The organism is Pseudomonas sp. p50(2008), assembly GCF_015351605.1.
GTDB lineage: Bacteria > Pseudomonadota > Gammaproteobacteria > Pseudomonadales > Pseudomonadaceae > Aquipseudomonas.
In genome coordinates, this window is record NZ_JACMYF010000009.1 from 12,458 (window position 1) to 31,527 (window position 19,070).

The 19,070-nt window shown below is 59.8% G+C and carries 21 protein-coding genes; 14 read left to right on the forward strand and 7 right to left on the reverse strand.

Annotated elements, in window-relative coordinates; all coding sequences use genetic code 11:
• Positions 1 to 3: 3 nt before the first annotated feature.
• The gene (locus tag H7698_RS23570; protein ID WP_194692933.1) at positions 4 to 369 is read right to left on the reverse strand and encodes an antibiotic biosynthesis monooxygenase; all 366 of its coding nucleotides are present in this window, start codon (positions 367 to 369) and stop codon (positions 4 to 6) included.
• A 346-nt stretch (positions 370 to 715) separates the two neighbouring features.
• Here H7698_RS23570 and H7698_RS23575 point away from each other — a divergent pair, with 346 nt between their 5' ends.
• The 10 genes from H7698_RS23575 (at position 716) to H7698_RS23620 (ending at position 8,593) form a co-directional block, all read left to right on the forward strand.
• Positions 716 to 1,174: a VOC family protein gene (locus tag H7698_RS23575; RefSeq protein WP_162440688.1), complete on the forward strand. Its 459-nt coding sequence runs from the start codon at positions 716 to 718 to the stop codon at positions 1,172 to 1,174.
• Positions 1,175 to 1,396: 222 nt separating this feature from the next.
• The gene (locus tag H7698_RS23580) at positions 1,397 to 2,272 is read left to right on the forward strand and encodes an alpha/beta fold hydrolase (RefSeq protein WP_194692934.1); all 876 of its coding nucleotides are present in this window, start codon (positions 1,397 to 1,399) and stop codon (positions 2,270 to 2,272) included.
• A 180-nt stretch (positions 2,273 to 2,452) separates the two neighbouring features.
• Positions 2,453 to 3,658 (forward strand): PepSY-associated TM helix domain-containing protein, encoded by a 1,206-nt coding sequence (locus H7698_RS23585; protein WP_194692935.1) that lies wholly within the window; start codon positions 2,453 to 2,455, stop codon positions 3,656 to 3,658.
• The gene (locus H7698_RS23590; protein ID WP_194692936.1) at positions 3,655 to 4,197 is read left to right on the forward strand and encodes a thiamine pyrophosphate-binding protein; all 543 of its coding nucleotides are present in this window, start codon (positions 3,655 to 3,657) and stop codon (positions 4,195 to 4,197) included. The genes H7698_RS23585 and H7698_RS23590 overlap by 4 nt, the downstream gene beginning before the upstream one ends.
• Positions 4,194 to 4,517 carry a hypothetical protein gene (locus tag H7698_RS23595; RefSeq protein ID WP_194692937.1) on the forward strand — a complete coding sequence of 108 codons (324 nt, stop codon included), beginning with the start codon at positions 4,194 to 4,196 and terminating at the stop codon, positions 4,515 to 4,517. The genes H7698_RS23590 and H7698_RS23595 overlap by 4 nt, the downstream gene beginning before the upstream one ends.
• Positions 4,514 to 5,086: a DUF6162 family protein gene (locus H7698_RS23600; protein WP_194692938.1), complete on the forward strand. Its 573-nt coding sequence runs from the start codon at positions 4,514 to 4,516 to the stop codon at positions 5,084 to 5,086. Before H7698_RS23595 ends, H7698_RS23600 begins: the two co-directional genes overlap by 4 nt.
• A gap of 35 nt (positions 5,087 to 5,121) precedes the next feature.
• The gene (locus tag H7698_RS23605; protein WP_194692939.1) at positions 5,122 to 6,048 is read left to right on the forward strand and encodes a metal ABC transporter substrate-binding protein; all 927 of its coding nucleotides are present in this window, start codon (positions 5,122 to 5,124) and stop codon (positions 6,046 to 6,048) included.
• Positions 6,045 to 6,791, forward strand: coding sequence for a metal ABC transporter ATP-binding protein (locus tag H7698_RS23610; RefSeq protein WP_194692940.1), 747 nt, complete (start codon positions 6,045 to 6,047; stop codon positions 6,789 to 6,791). Before H7698_RS23605 ends, H7698_RS23610 begins: the two co-directional genes overlap by 4 nt.
• Positions 6,788 to 7,687 carry a metal ABC transporter permease gene (locus tag H7698_RS23615; RefSeq protein WP_162440696.1) on the forward strand — a complete coding sequence of 300 codons (900 nt, stop codon included), beginning with the start codon at positions 6,788 to 6,790 and terminating at the stop codon, positions 7,685 to 7,687. Before H7698_RS23610 ends, H7698_RS23615 begins: the two co-directional genes overlap by 4 nt.
• On the forward strand, positions 7,688 to 8,593 hold the full coding sequence (locus tag H7698_RS23620; protein WP_194692941.1) for a metal ABC transporter substrate-binding protein: 906 nt from the start codon (positions 7,688 to 7,690) through the stop codon (positions 8,591 to 8,593).
• Between the two features lie 119 nt (positions 8,594 to 8,712).
• Here H7698_RS23620 and H7698_RS23625 read toward each other — a convergent pair whose 3' ends face one another.
• The 5 genes from H7698_RS23625 to H7698_RS23645 form a co-directional block, all read right to left on the reverse strand.
• Entirely contained in the window at positions 8,713 to 8,940 is a 228-nt protein-coding gene (locus tag H7698_RS23625) for an MbtH family protein (protein ID WP_162436300.1), read from the reverse strand.
• Positions 8,941 to 9,022: 82 nt separating this feature from the next.
• Entirely contained in the window at positions 9,023 to 10,435 is a 1,413-nt protein-coding gene (locus tag H7698_RS23630) for an aspartate aminotransferase family protein (RefSeq protein ID WP_162436301.1), read from the reverse strand.
• A 57-nt stretch (positions 10,436 to 10,492) separates the two neighbouring features.
• Positions 10,493 to 10,999 (reverse strand): GNAT family N-acetyltransferase, encoded by a 507-nt coding sequence (locus H7698_RS23635; RefSeq protein WP_194692942.1) that lies wholly within the window; start codon positions 10,997 to 10,999, stop codon positions 10,493 to 10,495.
• Between the two features lie 103 nt (positions 11,000 to 11,102).
• Positions 11,103 to 12,428: an ATP-binding protein gene (locus tag H7698_RS23640; protein ID WP_162436303.1), complete on the reverse strand. Its 1,326-nt coding sequence runs from the start codon at positions 12,426 to 12,428 to the stop codon at positions 11,103 to 11,105.
• Positions 12,425 to 13,105, reverse strand: coding sequence for a response regulator (locus tag H7698_RS23645; protein WP_162436304.1), 681 nt, complete (start codon positions 13,103 to 13,105; stop codon positions 12,425 to 12,427). The genes H7698_RS23640 and H7698_RS23645 overlap by 4 nt, the downstream gene beginning before the upstream one ends.
• 339 nt (positions 13,106 to 13,444) lie before the next feature.
• Between H7698_RS23645 and H7698_RS23650 the strand changes: the two genes are divergently transcribed.
• The 4 genes from H7698_RS23650 to dsbG all read left to right on the forward strand — a co-directional run bounded on the left by H7698_RS23650 (position 13,445) and on the right by dsbG (position 17,696).
• The gene (locus H7698_RS23650) at positions 13,445 to 14,137 is read left to right on the forward strand and encodes a hypothetical protein (RefSeq protein ID WP_194692943.1); all 693 of its coding nucleotides are present in this window, start codon (positions 13,445 to 13,447) and stop codon (positions 14,135 to 14,137) included.
• Positions 14,138 to 14,335: 198 nt separating this feature from the next.
• Complete coding sequence (gene dsbD, locus H7698_RS23655; RefSeq protein WP_194692944.1) at positions 14,336 to 16,084, forward strand: protein-disulfide reductase DsbD; 1,749 nt, start codon at positions 14,336 to 14,338, stop codon at positions 16,082 to 16,084.
• The gene (locus tag H7698_RS23660) at positions 16,084 to 16,950 is read left to right on the forward strand and encodes a TlpA disulfide reductase family protein (protein WP_194692945.1); all 867 of its coding nucleotides are present in this window, start codon (positions 16,084 to 16,086) and stop codon (positions 16,948 to 16,950) included. Before dsbD ends, H7698_RS23660 begins: the two co-directional genes overlap by 1 nt.
• On the forward strand, positions 16,926 to 17,696 hold the full coding sequence (gene dsbG, locus H7698_RS23665; protein ID WP_162436308.1) for a thiol:disulfide interchange protein DsbG: 771 nt from the start codon (positions 16,926 to 16,928) through the stop codon (positions 17,694 to 17,696). The genes H7698_RS23660 and dsbG overlap by 25 nt, the downstream gene beginning before the upstream one ends.
• 79 nt (positions 17,697 to 17,775) lie before the next feature.
• Here the strand turns inward: dsbG and H7698_RS23670 are convergent, their stop codons facing one another.
• Positions 17,776 to 18,588 (reverse strand): alpha/beta fold hydrolase, encoded by an 813-nt coding sequence (locus H7698_RS23670; protein WP_194692946.1) that lies wholly within the window; start codon positions 18,586 to 18,588, stop codon positions 17,776 to 17,778.
• Positions 18,589 to 19,070: the final 482 nt, after the last annotated feature.

Below are 19,070 nucleotides of genomic sequence, written 5' to 3' on the forward strand. Positions count from 1 at the left end.
GCCTTAGTGCACCAGATTGCAGTGCAGCGCGTTGTCATGACTGCGTTCCAGACTGTGCACCACCTGGAACGAGCCGAAGGTCACGGTTCTCGCCTGATGAGCGAGGATCAACTGCCAGAAATCCTGTTCGCCGCTTTCAAAACTCTGGAAGGCGGCCTCACCCGCCTCGCGGGACTGCCATTGCAGGAAATTGAGCACGCGCCGGCCGTCATCACTGGCCTGGATACTGGCACTCAGAAACCCGTTGTAGCCCTGGGCCAGGCGCTCGGTTTGTGCCGACAGCGCGGACACCAGTGCGGGCTGTTGATGGGGCTCGATCTCAAATTCGATCAACTGGGTAAAACTGCGATTTTTCTCTGATACGTGCATGAAAAGCCCCCACTTTGCGTAAGCCCGATCTAACGATCCGAAGGCCTGCAGGGTAAAACCTCTAGTTAAGTCAAGGTCAAGAGGCATTTTTCAAAAATAGCGGCAAAGGAATAGAGAGTTCTTGTGGCGAGGGCGCTTGCTCCCTCGCCACAGGTTTCAATTCAGGCCGAAATTTCTTGGAACAGCATTACCCCTTCAAGGAGCTGCCGAAGGTTGCGATCTTTTGATCCTGATTTCTTGAAACCCAAAATTCAAAAACCAGCTCAAAAGATCGCAGCCCTCAGCAACGCCTACTATATTTAATCCCTCGTGAATCGTTGTCTCACAACCAACAGGGAGAACCGCCATGAGCGTCAAACCCATCCCGGAGGGCTATCACAGCATTACCCCCTACCTGGGCATTAAAAAAGCAGCCGAAGCCATCGAATTCTACAAAAAAGCCTTCGGCGCCACCGAAGTCATGCGCCTGTCCATGCCCGACGGCGGCATCGGCCACGCCGAACTGCGCATCGGCGATTGTCCGATCATGCTGGGCACACCCTGTGATCAGGGACCGTTGAGCAATCCGGACCAATCCCCATCCGTCGGCCTGCACCTGTATGTCACGGATGTCGACACGTCCTATAAACAGGCGATTGCCGCCGGCGGCACTGTGGTGTCCGAGGTCAAGGATCAGTTTTACGGTGATCGGTCCGGGACCTTGAAGGACCCGTATGGGCATCTGTGGTTTCTGGCCACACGCAAGGAGGATTTGACTCAGGAACAGATTGAACAGCGGGCGAAGGAGATGTTTCAGCAGGGTTGATATCGGCGGCGCGGCTAATGGCCTCATCGCGAGCAGGCTCACTCCTACAATGGATCGGCTTGATCCGGATTATGTCGGAGCGAGCCTGCTCGCGATGAGCGTCTGCCAGACACCGCAAAACCTGTTGAACACACTTCATGAACAACCCCACCACGCTTTGCACCTTGCCCTGACCGCCCGACGCTTTCAGGATGCTGGCAATCAAAACAAGGAGGCGCCCTCATGTTTGCCGGTTTCCTGAAAGACCAACGCCACGTCAACGGCGTGGACATCGCCTACCGGATCGGCGGGAGCGGGCCAGGCTTGTTGTTACTGCACGGCCACCCGCAAACCCATGTCATCTGGCACAAGGTCGCCGAGCAACTGGCCCGGCATTTCACCGTGGTCGCCGCCGATCTGCGCGGTTACGGAGACAGCAGCAAGCCGCCCGCCAACGAACACCACACCCACTACAGCAAACGCGAGATGGCCAGGGACGGTGTGGCGCTGATGCAATCCTTGGGCTTCGAACAATTTTCCGTGCTGGCCCACGACCGTGGCGCCCGCGTCGCCCATCGCCTGGCGCTGGATAACCCCGATGCGGTGCAACGCATGGTGCTGCTCGACATCGCGCCCACCCTGGCGATGTACGCACAAACCAACGAAGCGTTTGCCCGCGCCTATTGGCACTGGTTCTTCCTGATCCGCCCGGCCCCCTTGCCGGAAACCCTGATCGAAGCCGATCCCGAAGCCTATTTGCGTAGCGTGATGGGCAGCCGCAGCGCCGGCCTCGAACCCTTCACGCCAGACGCTTTTGCCGAGTACCTGCGCTGCCTGAAACTGCCGGGCACCGCGCGCGGTATCTGCGAGGATTACCGCGCCAGTGCCAGCATCGACCTGGAGCATGACCGCGCCGACATCGACGCCGGTCATCACCTGGATCTGCCACTACTGGTGTTGTGGGGCGCCGACGGCACAGTCGGGCGCTGCTTCGAGCCCCTCAAGGAATGGCAACACGTAGCCACCAACGTTCGAGGCAAAGCCTTGCCTGCCGGCCACTACATCGCTGAGGAAGCCCCCGAACTGCTGCTCGCCGAAGCCCTGAAATTCTTGCTCTGACACGCCTTTTCGGAATACGAAACATTTACTTTCATTTTCAGGTTCGGGATTTCTGATTCTCATTCGTCTTATATAGATGCAGTCGGCCCGCGTAGGCAAAAGCCACGGACGGACTTTTCAAGGACCCAACGCTGGGAAGCCCGCAGCAGAGGGCCCTCTCATCGATACAAGACTTAAATCATGTCGAAGAAATCCCGCTCCAAACTCTGGTTTCTGGTCCATAGCTGGCTGGCACTGCCGATCTGGTTTTTCGTATTGATCGTGTGCGTGACCGGCACACTGGCGGTGGTGAGCCAGGAAATCGTCTGGCTGGCCAACCCGCAAATGCGCGCCAGCCAACCGTCCGACGATGCGCCCCTGCTCAACTACGACCAGATCATCGCCGCGATCAAGAAGGCCGAGCCTGACACACTGGTCGAAGACATCAGTCGTCCCGATGAATCGCACTTCGCCCTCGACGTAAACGTCAGCTACCCCGACGGGCGGTCGGTGACGGTCTACGTCAACCCGTACACCGGGGTCATTCAGGGCACGGCACCACAATTCAATTTCAAGGCGTTTACCCGGGCACTGCATGGCTGGTGGCTGGTGCCGTTCACCAACGGTTATAGCTGGGGCTGGTACCTGGTGTCATTCCTGAGCCTGCCGTTGCTGGCCTCATTGGTGACCGGGCTGGTGGTGTACAAAAAATTCTGGAAAGGCTTCCTCAAACCCACCCTGCGCATCCGGCACGGCGCGCGAATTTTCTGGGGTGATTTCCACCGTCTCAGCGGCATCTGGTCGATCTGGTTCATCGCGGTGATTTCCGTCACCAGTACCTGGTTTCTGATCGAGGCCTTCATGTTCGACAACCAGGTGTCGATCTCCACCGCGCCAGTTGCGCTGGTGGTGCCCCGCGAGAGCGTACCGGTCAGCGCCGACGGATCGCCTGCGCCGATGATCAGCCTGCAGACCGCAATTGCTGAAGCCAAGGAGCGCATTCCCGGCCTCGACGACAGCTTCGTCAGCCTGCCCGCCAACGCCTACAGCTACCTGACCGTGGGCGGACGCAGTTGGTACCCGCTGATGTTCCAGACCGCCGACATCAACCCCTACAACGGTGAAGTCGCCTCCACCCGCTTGCTGTCGGATCGCTCCGGTCTGGAGCTGGTGACCGAGTCCATGCGCCCCCTGCACACCGGCGACTTCGGCGGCTTGTGGATCAAGCTGATCTGGTTCTTCTTCGGTTTGCTCCTGAGCATGATGGTCCTCAGCGGCCTGCTGATCTGGACCAAACGCACCGCCCTGGCCACGGCCAACGCCTTGAAACGTGAAAACAAGCGTTCACGGGTGCAACCAACTGAACAGCCAGTCACCCACCGCGAAACCACGGAGGTGAGCCAATGAGCCTGCACGTTGCGGATAAACCCTCCTCGAAGCTGAGCCGTTTCTGGCACAAATGGCGCTTCCACATCAACGTTCTGTTACTGCTGGTTCCACTCGGTTTCATGCCCAAGTACTTCGCCGACGCCGCGCTGTTTCGAGGCGATGTCGGGCTGGGTGAGCGCGAAGCCGGCGAAGTGCAGGTCGGGCCATGGAGCCTGCGCCTGGCGGAACTGCGCAATGAAGCACCGCGACTCGATGGTCCGGCCGGCTACATGAAAAGCTTCAATGCGGCGCTGTGCGACAGCTGCCGCGATCAGGTCAAGGCGACTTACCTGCGTATCGGCAAACCCCGCAGCCTGCGCGCCGCCGGGGTGATTTTCTTCGGCACCCCGTACCGCATGGGTGCGATGGTCCCGATCCCGGAAAAGACCAAACCCGATGCTGAGCTGTGGATCACCATGGAAGGCTGGGACGGCGCGATGCACCAGGCATCCATACCCTTGAGTCAGGCATCCCCCGCCACCGTCGAGTGGCTGAACAAACAAGGAGGCAAACCATGAATTTTCGTCATATCACCCCCCTGTTGCTGGTGCTGAGCGCCGGTTTCAGCGCCAGCGCGCTGGCCCACAACCCGATGTGCGAGTGCAAGGCGATCGACGCCGAACAGATCGAGTGCACCGGCGGCTTTTCCGATGGTAGCGGCGCACCGGGCGTCACCCTGGACGTGATCGGCTACGACGAAAGCATTCTGGTACCCGGCAAGCTCGGTGCCGATTCGAAGATGACCTTCAAAAAACCCGGCGCCGAGTTCTACGTGCTGTTCGATGCGGGCCCGGGCCATGTGGTCGAAATCGACCAAGCGGATATCCAGGCCCCATGAGTACGCCGACCACTCACGTTGTCCGCCCGGCAGGCGCCGGCCATGAAACCCTCTACGTGCTGCTCTTGTGCCTGATGATCCTGGCGGTGGCCGGTACGGTTGTCGCCTGGCGCCACGAGTCGCAGGAAGTGAGCGCTGTCAGCAGCCATCAACTGGATGCGCGCCGTGACCTGAGCGCCTCCGAGCAAGGCATCTATGCCGACCTGCGGGTGACCCTGGACGAGATCCATCTGCTGCGTCAGGAAGCGCAATCCCTGCCAACCCCCGCCGTCCTCGCGGATGAAGGTTTCGCGCCGTTCGCCCAGGACGCCAGCTCCGTCAGCCGTGGCGGCCATGCCTGGCAATTGCTCGAGGCCAAGGCTTATTTCGGTCAGAGCCAGTCACCGGAAGTCGCCGGTTCGTTCCTGATGCGCCTGACCGCCGACGACGATGCACCGGACATCTGGCTCAACCGCGACAAAGCCATCGCTGCGCCGACCGACCTCGCTGACAGCGCGCTGGAAAGCGCCGGCTGGCAGCAGATCGTCGCGCAATTCGATGCCGGCGTGACCCGCCAGCATCGGCACTGAACCCTCGCCTTCACCCGAGAGAAGACCGCTTCCCCATGCCAATTTCATCTCAACGTTCAATCTTTCGCGTGTTGCTGGTGGGCCTGCTGGCTTGCCTGCTGACACCCATGGCGAGTGCCGAAGAGGCCAAGCGCCTGCGCATCGGCATCACCTTGCACCCTTATTACAGCTACGTGGCGAACATCGTCGGCGACAAGGCCGAAGTGGTGCCGCTGATCCCGGCCGGCTTCAACCCGCATGCCTACGAGCCTCGCGCCGAAGACATCAAGCGCATCAGTGGGCTGGACGTGGTTGTGCTTAACGGCGTCGGTCATGACGACTTCGCCGATCGCATGATCGCCGCCAGCGAGACGCCGAACGTTCCGGTGATCGAAGCCAACGAAAACGTCCCGCTGCTGGCGGCCACCGGTGTGGCGGCCCGGGGTGCCGGCAAGGTGGTCAACCCGCACACGTTCCTGTCAATCAGCGCGTCGATCGCTCAGGTCAACAACATTGCCCGCGAGCTGGGCAAGCTCGATCCGGCCAACGCCAAGACCTACACCCAGAACGCCCGCGCCTACGGCAAACGCCTGCGGCAGATGCGCGCCGACGCCCTGGCGAAACTGACCGAGGCGCCGAACGCCGAACTGCGCGTTGCCACGGTGCACGCTGCCTACGATTACCTGCTGCGTGAATTCGGCCTGGAAGTCACTGCTGTGGTCGAACCCGCTCACGGGATCGAGCCAAGCCCGAGCCAATTGAAAAAGACCATCGATCAACTACGGGAACTGGACGTGAAGGTGATCTTCTCGGAGATGGATTTCCCGTCCAGCTACGTCGACACCATTCAGCGCGAATCCGGTGTGAAGCTGTACCCGCTGTCGCATATTTCCTACGGCGAATACACCGCTGACAAGTACGAAAAAGAAATGACCGGCAACCTCAATACGGTGGTCCGGGCCATTCAGGAGTCCGGCGCATGACGGCCCAGGAAACCCTCATTGCCCAAAGCGCCGGCCCGACCCTGGATTTCGCCGACGTCAGCCTGACGCTGGGTCGCACCACGATTCTCGATAACGTGACCTTCCAGGTCCAGCCCGGCAGCGTCCATGCGCTGGTAGGCCCCAACGGTGGTGGCAAGAGTTCGCTGATCAAGACGTTGCTAGGACAAATGCCCCATCAAGGCCGCTTGAGCCTGCTATGGCCAGATGCACCAGGGATCATCGGCTATGTCCCGCAAGCGCTGGAGTTCGACCGCGGTTTGCCCATGACCGTGGACGATTTCATGGCGGCCATGTGTCAGCGGCGCCCGGCGTTTCTCGGTGTCAGCAAGCGCTACGCGGCGGCCATCGGTGAAGCGCTGGAACGCGTCGGCATGCAGGACAAGCGCAAACGGCGCATGGGCGCGCTGTCCGGTGGCGAACGCCAGCGGGTGTTGCTGGCACAAGGGCTGATTCCAGCGCCGCAGTTGCTCGTGCTCGATGAACCCATGTCGGCACTCGACGAAGCAGGCATCCGGGTGTTCGAGCGATTGCTTGGGGACTGGCGACGAAGCGGGATCACCGTGCTATGGATCGAACATGACCTGGAAGCCGTCGGACGCTTGGCGGATCGCGTCACCGGGCTCAATCGTCGGGTGCTGTTCGATGCCACGCCGAAGGAAGCGCTGACCCCGGAACGATTGCTGACCCTGTTTTCGACCCATCCACGGAGCGCTGCCTCATGAGTTATGAAGCCTTTCGTTTGATGATTCAGGGCTGGGCGTCTTCGGGTTACCTGCCCGAGGCGCTGGCTTACGGATTCGTGGTCAATGCACTGCTGGCCGGTCTGTTGATCGGCCCGGTGCTGGGTGGCCTGGGCACGCTGGTGGTGGTCAAGCGCTTCGCGTTTTTCTCCGAAGCGGTGGGTCACGCGGCCCTGACCGGCGTGGCCGTTGGCATCCTCTTGGGCGAACCTTACACCGGGCCTTATGGCAGCCTCTTCGGTTACTGCCTGCTGTTCGGCATTCTGCTTAACTACCTGCGCAACCGCACCGGATTGTCCCCGGATACGCTGATTGGGGTGTTCCTTTCCGTGTCGCTGGCACTGGGCGCCAGCCTGTTGTTGATCCTGGCCGGCAAGATCAACGTGCACATCCTCGAAAACGTATTGTTCGGCTCGGTACTGACGGTCAACGGCAACGATCTGCTGGTGTTGGCCATCGTCGGCTCACTGGTCATGGCCCTGGCCTTGCCGCTGTACAACCGCATCATGCTCGCCAGTTTCAACCCGCAACTGGCCGCCGTTCGCGGTGTGGCGGTGAAGACCCTGGATTACCTGTTCGTGATCCTGGTGACCTTGATCACCGTGGCCGCCGTGAAAGTCATCGGCGCGATTCTCGTCGGTGCCCTGCTGGTGATTCCGGCGGCAGCCGCCCGTTTGCTCAGCCAGTCGCTCAAGGGGTTTTTCTGGTGCTCGGTGCTGATCGCCACGGTCAGCACGCTGTGCGGCATCCTGGCACCGATTGTCTTCGACCTGCCCATCCCGTCCGGCGCCGCAATTATTCTGGTGGCCGGTATCGCCTTCGCCCTGGCGGCTATCGCCCGTGGCGTCGTCCCAAGCCTGAAAGGGAACCTCGGATAAATGTCTTTTTCTCTGCGTCAATTGACCCTGGCCATTGCCTTGTGTGGGCTGGTCAACACCACCTTCGCCGCTGACAAACCGCTACGCGTTCTGGCGTCTTTGCCGATCACCTACGGCCTGGGCGAAGTTTTGCTCAAAGGCACCGATGTGCAACTTGAACGCGCCGCGCCAGCCAATCTGCCCGGCAGCCGTCAGACAGCCTACTTCACGGGCCGTGGCGCACCGGCGCTGGCCAAACTGGCGACCGACGCCGATGCCGTGATCGGTCTGCGCTCGCTGTGGGCGGACGACCCGCTGTACCCGGTTTCCCGCCGCAGCAATATTCGCATCGTCGAAGTCGACGCGGCCCGCCCGGTGGACGGCGCCTTGCCCGGCATCGCCGTGCAACCGGACAACAAGGTCGATGGCCTGAACAGCCAGCCGTGGTTCTCCAGCAACAACATGGGCCGCATGGCCGATGTGATGGCGGCCGATCTGGTGCGCCTGGCGCCCTCTGCCAAGCCGACGATCGAGGCGAACCTGGCGTCCCTGAAACAGCGCCTGCTGAAGTTCAGCGCCGACAGCGAAGCGCGGCTCGCGAGCGCACACAACTTGAGTGTGATGAGCCTGAGCGATCACTTCGGCTATCTGATCGGCAGCCTCAATCTGGAACTGATCGGCCTCGATACGCGGCAAGATAACGAATGGACGCCTGAAGCATTGAAGGCGCTTGGCGCGACGTTGAAGGACAATGACGTGGCGGTAGTGTTGCACCATCGCCAGCCGTCGGAAGCGTTGAAAGCAGTGATCACCGAGGCCGGGAGCCGGCTGGTGGTGTTAAGCACCGATGCCGCGGATCCCGTGGCGGAGCTGGAGGGGAATGTGGATTTGGTGATCAAGGGGTTGAGCGGCGAGCCGTCCGCCTAAGATCGAGAGATCGCAGCCTCGTTGCTCCTACCGAGTGACGAGGCTGCGATCTTTCAACGTTCAAACACCAAAAAGCCCGCTGACCTTACCGGTTCAGCGGGCTTTTTTTGCGCGACTACTCAGTGCGCCACAGCGGCCTGCCCGTCCATTTTCTGGCGCAAGCTCAATGGACGCATGTCAGTCCAGACTTCCTCGATGTAAGCCAGGCACTCCTTTTTCAGACCACTCTTGCCCACGGTCCGCCAGCCTTCCGGCACGGCCTTGTAATCGGGCCAGATCGAGTACTGCTCTTCGTGGTTGACCACGACTTGAAAAAGGATGTCCTCGCGGTCGAATACTGAAGTCATGGTGTTTCTCCATCGCTGTAAGGGTGGGCTGCACTGCGTGCGCAGCCGGTATGTAGAAGGAACGTCCGGGCCGTCGAAAAATTTAAAGATTGGCGGTGGCCGCCGCCATGGCCCGACCAAAAATCTCCGCCACTCGATCGATTTCTGCAGCGGTGATCACCAGCGGCGGCAGGAACCGCACGACACCTCCATGGCGCCCGCCCAGTTCAAGGATCAAGCCGCGTTTGAGGCATTCGCGCTGCACCAGCGGCGCCAGGCGACCGAAGATCGGCGGATGACCCAACGCGTCCGGTGCGCCGGTCGGGTCGACCAATTCGACGCCGAGCATCAAGCCGCGCCCCCGGATGTCACCCAGCTGCGGGAAATTGCGCTGCAGGATGCGCAGGTGTTCGCTCAAGCGTTCACCCATGGCGGTTGCGTGATCGCAGACGTTGTTCTCGGTCAGGTAACGCATGACCGCCGAGCCTGCAGCCATCGCCATTTGGTTGCCGCGGAAAGTGCCCGCATGGGCACCCGGCAACCAGGTGTCGAGCCAGTCGCGATAGACCACCACCGCCAGCGGCAGACTGCCGCCGATGGCTTTGGACATCACCACCACATCCGGAATGATCCCGGCGTGTTCGAACGCGAACATTTTGCCGGTACGGGCAAAACCGCTCTGGATTTCGTCGACGATCAACGCCACACCTGCTTTCTCGGTGATCCGTCGCAAGCCGCGCAGCCAGTCGAGATCAGCCGGGATCACGCCGCCCTCGCCCTGCACCGCTTCCACAATCACCGCCGCCGGCAATTGCACGCCGGCTTCGGGATCATTCAGCAGGTTTTCCAGGTAACTCAGATTGACCTTCACCCCTTGTTCACCGCCAAGACCGAATGGGCAACGGTAATCGTAGGGATAGGGCATGAACTGCACGCCGTTGCTGAGTAAGGCACCCAACGGCTTTTTCGGCCCCAGGCTGCCCATCAGGCTCAACGCGCCCTGGCTCATGCCGTGGTATCCGCCCTGAAATGACAGCACAGTGCTGCGTCCAGTGGCGGTGCGGACCAGTTTCAATGCCGCTTCCACGGCGTCGGTGCCCGTGGGTCCACAGAACTGGATCTTTGCTTCAGCGGCCAGCGCCGGGGGCAGCAGGCTGAACAGGTCCTGGACGAACTGGTCTTTGACCGGAGTGGTCAGGTCCAGGGTGTGCAATGGCAGTTCATCTGTCAGCACTTGCTGGATCGCGTCGATCACCACCGCATGGTTGTGCCCCAACGCCAGCGTCCCGGCACCGGCCAGGCAGTCGATAAAGCTGCGACCTTCAACGTCTTCGACATAAATGCCTTTGGCGCGCTTGAGCGCCAGGGGAATGCGTCGCGGGTAACTGCGGGCGTTCGACTCCTGCCGGTTTTGTCGCGCCAGCAACGGCGATTCGTTGAATTGATAAAGCGTTTCGGCCGGCGCCGAAGTGATCCGGGCCGACTGATCTTCTACAAGGTTGGTAGCGACTGACATCTCTCGACCCCTCAATAAGGTTTTCCTGTTCTGGAAACGCATCAGGTGCCCGAGGATTTAGACCCTTGGTCCGCTTTCGATCAGCCGTGAGGACAGGCCTTTGTGCATGGGGATGGCGCGCAGGCCGGCGACCATGAACGCCGGCGCGCAGGGCTGATAGCCCAAATGACGGTAAAACGCTTCGCTGGTGCGGGTGCTATTGAGTTGCGCCTGATGCAGGCCCTGGCCAATCAACCAGCCCTCCAGATCACGCACCAGCGCCTGTCCGGCACCGCGACGAAACCATTCCGGTTGCACGTAGCAAAACGCAATTTTGCCGCTGCATGCAGCCATGGCGACGCCGATCGGTTTGTCTTGCAACAGGGCGATGTTGAGGTACAAGCGCTGGTCGTTCAGCCAGGGCAAGAGGTGGTCGATGGTTTTGCTGTGGGTCCAGGCGGCGACGGTTTGCGGATCGTTGCGATGGTCAATCGCGCAGCCTACGCGGATGGAGCGATCAACGATCCGGCAAATGATGCCGGCGTCGGCAGTGGTTGCCTTACTGACACGCAGGGGTGCATCCATGTCGCTACTACCTCAATCCATTGAGAAAAAGTTGCGGGGGGACGATAGCGCCGCGCGCGCCAGGTGACTAATGGAGAGGCGTTACATTTGATGTTCCGGATGCTCAGACCGGTTGCAACGGCATCGTCAGCTCGACCCGCAACCCGTCCGGCTTGCTGTCGAAATGCAGCGTGCAGCCACACCGCTGAACGATGGCCTGAACGATCGCCAGTCCCAAACCGCAGCCGGTGCTTTGGCCATTTCGCCAGAAGCGCTGGGTCAGGTGTTGCAGGTCGTCCTCGGCAATCCCCGGTCCATGGTCGCGCACAACGAACTGGACGCGGTTTTCAACGGTTTCCACGCTCAACTCCACCTCACCCTCACCGGGTGTATGACGGAGCGCGTTGTCGAGCAGATTGCGCAATGCAGCAATCGACAGCACAGCAGGCATTTGCACTGGCGCCTCGGAGAGCTTCGTTGTGGTTTTGAACCTGATTCGTTGACGATCACCACTGGCGGCATCCTGAATCGCCAGTTTTGCAACCTGCTCGGCGTTGCACTGCACGCCGTCATCGAAGGACAGGCTCCCTTCGACCCGGGCCAACAGCAGCAGTTGCTCGAGGGTTCGGTGCAGGCGGTCGGCCCCCTCCTCGGCCCGAGCCAGGGATTGATCCCGGGCGGCGCCGTCGGTCATGCGCGCCACTTGCAGGTGCGTTTTGATCGCCGTCAGCGGGCTGCGCAATTCGTGGGCTGCGTCACCAGTCAGTCGACGCTCGCGCTCGATGGTCTTGCCGATCCGCTGGAGCAACTGATTCTGGGTGTCCAGCAAGGGCTGCAGTTCGCTGGGCAGCGGCTGTATCTGCAAGGGCTCCAGAGAATCGGCGCTACGGCGCATCAGCGCATCGCGCATGCGATTGAGCGGCGCCAGTCCCTGGCCGATCCCCAGCCACAGCAGACACAGGCAGCCCAGCAACGCGACGCCCACCGGCACCGATGCGGCCAGCAGGATCGACATGTTCAGGGCTTCGCGTTCGATTTGTCGATCCGCCGTCGTGATGCGCAGATCGCCGCGGGCCAAGGTGAAACTGCGCCAGGGTGCGCCATCGATCATCTGATCGTGGAAGCCCATTTTCTCGGCTTCGAGGGTCTGTTGCGGATCGGTATGGCTGCGAGCCAGGATCTCGCCGCGCAACGAACTGACCTGACACGCCATCCCGCCAGGAATGTTCAGTTGTTCCGCGCTGAAGTGAGTGCCCTCACCTTTATTCGGCAGCGCCGGCAACTGCTCCATCAGCCCGGCTACCATGCGTGCCGAGGCGACCAGGCGCTGATCGAGGGAAAACATCATTTGATTGCGCAGATCGCTGAGCATCCAGGCAGCGGCCAGCGCCCAGATCAGCGCAAATGCAGCACCTAGCGTGAGGCTCAGACGTAAACGCAGGCTCATCACTTCGATTGATCTCCGCCGTCCGCCGGCCCCAGGCGATAACCCAGGCCGCGCACGGTTTCCACGATTCCGTTACCCAGTTTGCGCCGCAGATGATGGATGTGCACGTTAAGGGCGTTACTTTCCAGTTCGTCGTTGAAACCGTAGACGCTGTCCTTGAGTTGCTCGGTCGACAGCACTCGCCCACGGTTATGCAGCAAGGCCTGCAACAGTGACTGTTCGCGCCGGGACAAGTCCACCGGCTGGCCGGCGAGCATGGTTTCACGGCTGCTTGGGTTGTAGGTCAGCGCGCCGTGCTCGATCAGGTTGACGCTGCGCCCCGCCACTCTGCGCAATAAAGTGTGCAGCCGCGCCGCAAGTTCACGAAGGTCGAAAGGCTTGAGCAGATAATCGTCTGCACCGGCTTGCAAGCCATCGACGCGATCGGTGACCGAATCCCGGGCGGTGAGGATCAGCACCGGTATTTCGAGACCACCATGGCGCAACTGCTGCAACAGCTTGAGGCCGTCTTCGTCAGGGAGACCAAGGTCTAGCACCATGACGTCGAATTCGGCGACCTTGAGCATCGCCCGAGCCGCCGAGGCGGTGGCTACGTGCTCCACCGTCAGGCCTTGAGCTGTCAGGCCGGCGACGATGCCGCTGGCGATCAGCTCATCGTCTTCGCAAACCAGTACGTGCATGGGAGCTCCCTGAGCAAAAACATGAGTCAAACAGGTGAGGATTAAGGCTGAATTATGACGAGTGCTTCGACGGACGAGAAGCGATTCGTCAATGCGTGCCTCAGATGAAGCACGAAGTCTACAGCTGCGAATGTTCGATAGTTCGCACGCGCCCTAAAAAGACAACTTCTTCCGGTTTCAATCAGACACATACAAAGCACTAAAACCTGTTCTAAATACAGACCCCACACATTAATCTGACACTTCGAAAGCGCTTAAACAAACACCCCCCCTTGTAAAACCTATCACCGCGCTTCGACAGACATGTAACCTTGTTAATTAACTGAAAGGAATCAGACAATGCCAACATTGCAAAACTTCGTCGCCGTCGACTGGCGCAACGGGCCCGACCGCATTTACTTTTTCTTCAAGGACACCGGCACCTACTCCCGCTTTAATCTAGGCGACAATGAAGTTCCGAAAAACTACCCTCTAGCCGTTGGCAGTAACTGGGCAGACTTTGGCAAACACGTAAAAGAGCTGCGCTTCGGTTTTAACACCTCGGGGGTAGCCTGGGACGCTTCCGCCGACTCTGACATGCTCTGGCTTTTCTACAACGAAGGCTCGACTCCGATGGTGTGTAAATACCGACAAATGGACGACAATGTTTATTTCAAAAAACCTGTTGAGCAAACTGTATGGGCGCCCATTAAACCTCATTTCGAAAAAATCGTGGGCGTTATGTGGTATGAAAAAGCGGAAACGAAGCACACTTACTGGATGCTTATGAACGACGGCAACTATCTCATTTACAACCCTTGGTCAGGCAAGATAAAGATAAAACCTCTCAAAGACTCTATTTGGCGTGGACTCGAAAAATATAAAGACCGCATGATTACCGCCGCCCTGAACGACCACCCAACATTCAACACGTTCTTTTACATCTTCTTGACCAATAACGAATACCTGAGATATGACATTAATGGTGGAACAATCTCAGACCCGATACCTGTCAATGAAGCCTCATGGCCGGGTTTGGTACAAGACAAATGACAGATTCCCACTTGAGCAACTTGCCCTTCACAGACCTGACAACAACTCCCCCAAAAAAAGGTCAATGACGGCAATTGTCCAGGGCTGCTACGCGACTAAGCCTCACCCAGGACCAGAGCAACCTGGCGCGGCGGTTAATTATCGGTTAATCGTCGCCCTTCATTGTGCACACCACTTGCATAGGGATAAGGCCTAGCCATGCGTCGTCTGTTTTTATTTTTTGTTCTCCTGATCTCGGGTCTGGCCCAGGCGGGGACCAATCCGTTCGATACCAAACCCGACTTCCTCCCTGTCGGCAAAGCGTTCGTCTTCACCTCTGAGCGCCTGGAATCCGGTGAAACCCAGCTCTATTGGCAGATCGCCGATGGCTACTATCTGTACCAGCAACGCCTCAAATTCGACGGATTGCCCGCAGAGCACAAACCCGAGTTGCCACAGGGTGAATCACACAGCGACGAGTTCTTCGGCGAACAGCAGGTCTACCGCCAAGGCCTGGAGCTGAAAATTCCGGCCGGTGCCACGGGCCAGATCAAGGTCGGCTTCCAGGGGTGTGCCGATGCCGGGCTGTGTTATCCACCGCAAACCCAGCTTGTCGAGCTGGGTGGCAAATCGGTTACATCAACAACCGCAGCAGTGGCTGGCGAAGCGCCGGACCAAGCGCTGGCCAGCGGCCTGCAACAGCGTGCGCTGGGCTGGAGCCTGCTGGTGTTCTTCGGTCTGGGGCTGCTCCTGGCGTTCACCCCTTGCACCTTGCCCATGCTGCCAATCCTCGCCGGTTTGATCGTCGGCAGTGGCGCCTCACCTAAACGTGGTTTCGCCTTGGCCACCAGCTACGTCGTCTGCATGGCGCTGGTGTATGCAGCCATGGGCGTACTCGCTGCAATGCTTGGGGCGAACCTCCAGGCGCTGCTGCAGAATCCCTGGTTGCTGGGCACGTTTGCCGCGGTATTTGTGCTGCTGGCGTTGCCGATGTTTGGCTTCTTCGAGCTGCAACTGCCGGTCGCCGTGCGTGATCGCCTGGAAAATGTCTCGCGCAATCAGCGCGGTGGCAGCCTGATTGGCGCGGGCGTCCTGGGGGCTGTGTCCGGTTTGCTGGTCGGCCCGTGCATGACCGCTCCATTGGCCGGCGCCCTGCTCTATATCGCACAAAGCGGTAACGCACTGCATGGCGGGCTGATCCTGTTCGCGATGGGCATCGGTATCGGCGTGCCGCTGTTGTTGCTGGTCACTGTCGGCAATCGCTTCCTGCCCAAACCCGGCGCCTGGATGAATCTGCTTAAGGGCGTGTTCGGTTTCCTGTTCCTCGCCACTGCCCTGCTGATGCTGCGTCCCGTATTGGACGAATCACTGTGGGTCGGATTGTGGGGGGCCCTGCTGTTGATCGCCGCCTACAGCGCCTGGCGTCAATCAGCCGGCTTCGGTCGCACCGCTCATGTCTTCGGCGCCGGTTCCTTACTGCTCGGCTTGTGGGGCAGCCTGCTGGTGATCGGGGCGGCGGGTGGGAGCGATGACCTGTTCAAGCCATTGCAGGTTTACAGCGCTTCCAACTCGGGCAGTGCCATACGCCCGACGGGTCATGATGCCTTCACCACGATCAAGGACCCTGCGGACCTTCAGCGGGAACTGGACGCGGCCAAGGCTCAAGGCCAATGGGTGCTCCTGGACTACTACGCCGATTGGTGCGTGTCGTGCAAAGTCATGGAGAAACAGGTCTTCGGTAAACCTCAAGTGCTTGAAGCTCTGGGCGATGTACGTTTGCTCCGGCTCGACGTCACTGCCGACAATGCCGCCAGCCGTGAATTGCTCAGCCGTTACCAGGTTCCGGGGCCGCCGAGCTTCCTGTGGATCGGTGCCGATGGCGAGGAGCGCCGCAGCCAGCGCATCACCGGTGAAGTCGATGCCAACACTTTCCTGCAACGTTGGACTACCACCCGAGAAGCCCGCTAATGCTGACTTTTACGCTCGGTACATTTGCCATCGCGCTTAATCACCTGCTGCTGATCAGTGCCCTGGCACTGGCGACTTTCATCGGTTGGCGGGTGGCCAAACGCGGTGGCGAGAACCCCGAGTCGGCGTTGTTCAGTCTGTTTCTGATCGGCATGCTGGCGGCCCGGATCAGTTTTGTGGCGGTTTACTGGACGCACTACCGCAACGATCCATGGCAAGTCATCGACCTGCGCGACGGCGGCTTCCTCGCCTGGCCCGGAGTTATCACGCTACTGCTTGCCGCCCTGTATCGCGGCTGGCGGCGGCCGGGGTTGCGCCGTCCACTGGGCTTTGGCGTCGCCAGCGGCTTGGCATTCTGGCTCCTGGCGACGTTCTCCCTGAGCATTTACGAACAAGGGACTCGCCTCCCGGACATCACCATGCGCAACGCCGCCGGTGAAACCATGCAATTGTCCGACTACAAGGGCGGTCCGCTGGTCATCAATCTCTGGGCCACCTGGTGCCCACCCTGCCGTCGGGAAATGCCGGTGCTGGAAAATGCCCAGCAGCAACGCCAGGACCTGACGTTCCTGTTCGTCAATCAGGGTGAAAGCATGCAAAGCGTCAGTACCTACCTGGAAACCCAGGGCTTGAGCCTGTCGAATGTGCTGTTCGACAGCGGCGGCCGTCTGGGCCAGGCCGTCGGTTCGATGGCATTGCCGACTACCCTGTTCTATAGCAACGAAGGCCGCCTGCTGGCCAGCCATCTGGGTGAGCTGTCGGAAGCCAGCCTGGCCCGCGCCCTCGAAAACTTTGACACACCGAACCCTGCCGAATCGGCCACCTCTTCAAGGAAACTGCCATGCCCCGCCTCCGCCACCTGCTGACGTTGACCCTGGGCACAGCCCTGTTGCACCTGCCGACCGTGCAGGCTGCCGAAGACTTGCCCGAAGCGATCAAGAAAATCGAAGCCAAGGGCGCAAAAATCGTAGGCCAGTTCGACGCGCCGGACGGTCTGCGTGGTTACGCCGCACAGTACCAGAACCGCGGCATGGCGCTGTACCTCACCCCTGACGGTAAACACGTGTTGCTGGGTAATCTGTATGACGCCGAGGGCAACGACCTGAGTACCGCGCCGCTGCAAAAGCTGGTGTACGCGCCGATGTCCAAGGAAGTGTGGGCGAAGATGGAAGCAAGCAACTGGATCGCTGATGGCAACAAGGACGCACCTCGTGTGGTGTACCTGTTCAGCGATCCGAACTGTCCTTACTGCAACATGTTCTGGGAACAGGCGCGTCCGTGGGTAAAGGCCGGTAAAGTGCAGTTGCGACATATCATGGTCGGTATTATTCGCGAAGACAGTCCGGGGAAATCCGCTGCGTTGCTCGCCGCCAAGGACCCGGTCAAAGCCCTCCAGGAACATGAAAAATCCGGCAAGGCAAGCACGCTGAAAGCGCTCAAAGATGTACCGCCGGCGATTCAGGCTAAGCTCGAGGCGAACATGCAGTTGATGGAAGACCTGGAGTTGTCCGCGACTCCGGCGATTTTCTACATGGATGACAAGGGCGAATTGCAGCAGCAGCAAGGTGCGCCGTCGCCGGACAAACTGGCGAAGATCCTCGGTCCCAAGTGATTTCACGGCTTCTGTTGCAAGCGCCGCCCAAATGAAAAGCTCGCAGGCTGCGAGCTTTTCGATGAATGCGAGAGGACGATCAGTTTCTCTCGCCAAGAAACTTCAGCAGTACTTCAGTGACAAACCGCGGATTCTCTAGATTGGAAATATGCCCCGCCTCCGGCACCAGCAGGAATGGGCAGCCAATCAGCTCCGCCATTTCCTGGGCTTCGAGGGGAGGCCTTGGGGTGTCCTGATCGCCACACATCACCAGCGTCGTTTCTGGGTTCAGTTCACTCAGGCGCGGCAACAGATCACTTCGACCAAAAGTAATCCGCCCCATCGGTACGATGCTTTCGCGTAGTCGATCCGCCGGCAACGCCGCCAGCGACGCACGGAAATTCTGATACAGCGCCGACTGTGGATCGATACCAGGACGGAAGAAGATAGGCACCACAATATCCAGCAACGACGGTGTGATGACTCCAGCCTCTTCGATCTGCTTCAACAACGAAAAATAATACTGGCGAGTCGGCTCGGGCTCGATGCCGACGTAGGTATCCATCATCACCAGCCCACTGACACGTTGCGGAGCCGCCAAGGCCAGTCGCGCGCCCCACATACCGCCAACTGAAAGCCCGACCAGTGCGATGCGATCGATGTTCAAATAATCCAGAAGCCCCAGCGCCTGACGGGAAATATCATCGAGGGAGATGGTGCCGTCCGGTAGTCGCCCGGATTGACCGTGGCCCCAAAGGTCCAGGGCAATCACTCGGTAGTGTTGCGACAACGCGTCGATCTGTGGCGCCCACATGGTCTGATCCCACAGGTAACTTCCGGCAAGCAGTACCGCAGGTCCCCTGCCTTTCTCAATGTAGTGAAGTGGTTGACCGTCTATTGTCACGAAGGGCATTGATTTTTTACTCGACAAAAATTGAACAGGCAGGCTCCGCTGGGTGGATTTGTCAGTCAACACGCAATCTGTGTCAAAAGTATTGGCAGTCTTCAGCCCCATTTCGCCGGAGGCACACCAGATCAACTGTAGGAGCTGAGCCTGCTCGCGATCGCGGCCTCACAGCCGACTCCTATCTCCGTGATGTACCCGGATCAAACTGTAGGAGCGAGCCTGCTCGCGATCGCGGCCTCACAGCCGACTCATATCTCCCTGATGCACCCGGATCAAACTGTGGGAGCTGGCTTGCCGGCGATGGCGTCCTGGCAGGCGGTGTTGTTTTGATGGTGTACATATCCATTCCTGCGGTTACGGCTTCTATTGGTTTCGCCCTTACGGCGAGTCACTTGGAAAAGCCCCAAGTAACCAAGGGCTCTTGCCCCTTTCGTACGGTGCCTCGCCTGGGCTCGGCATTCCCTCACTCCGGTCCTGCTCCGTGGGCC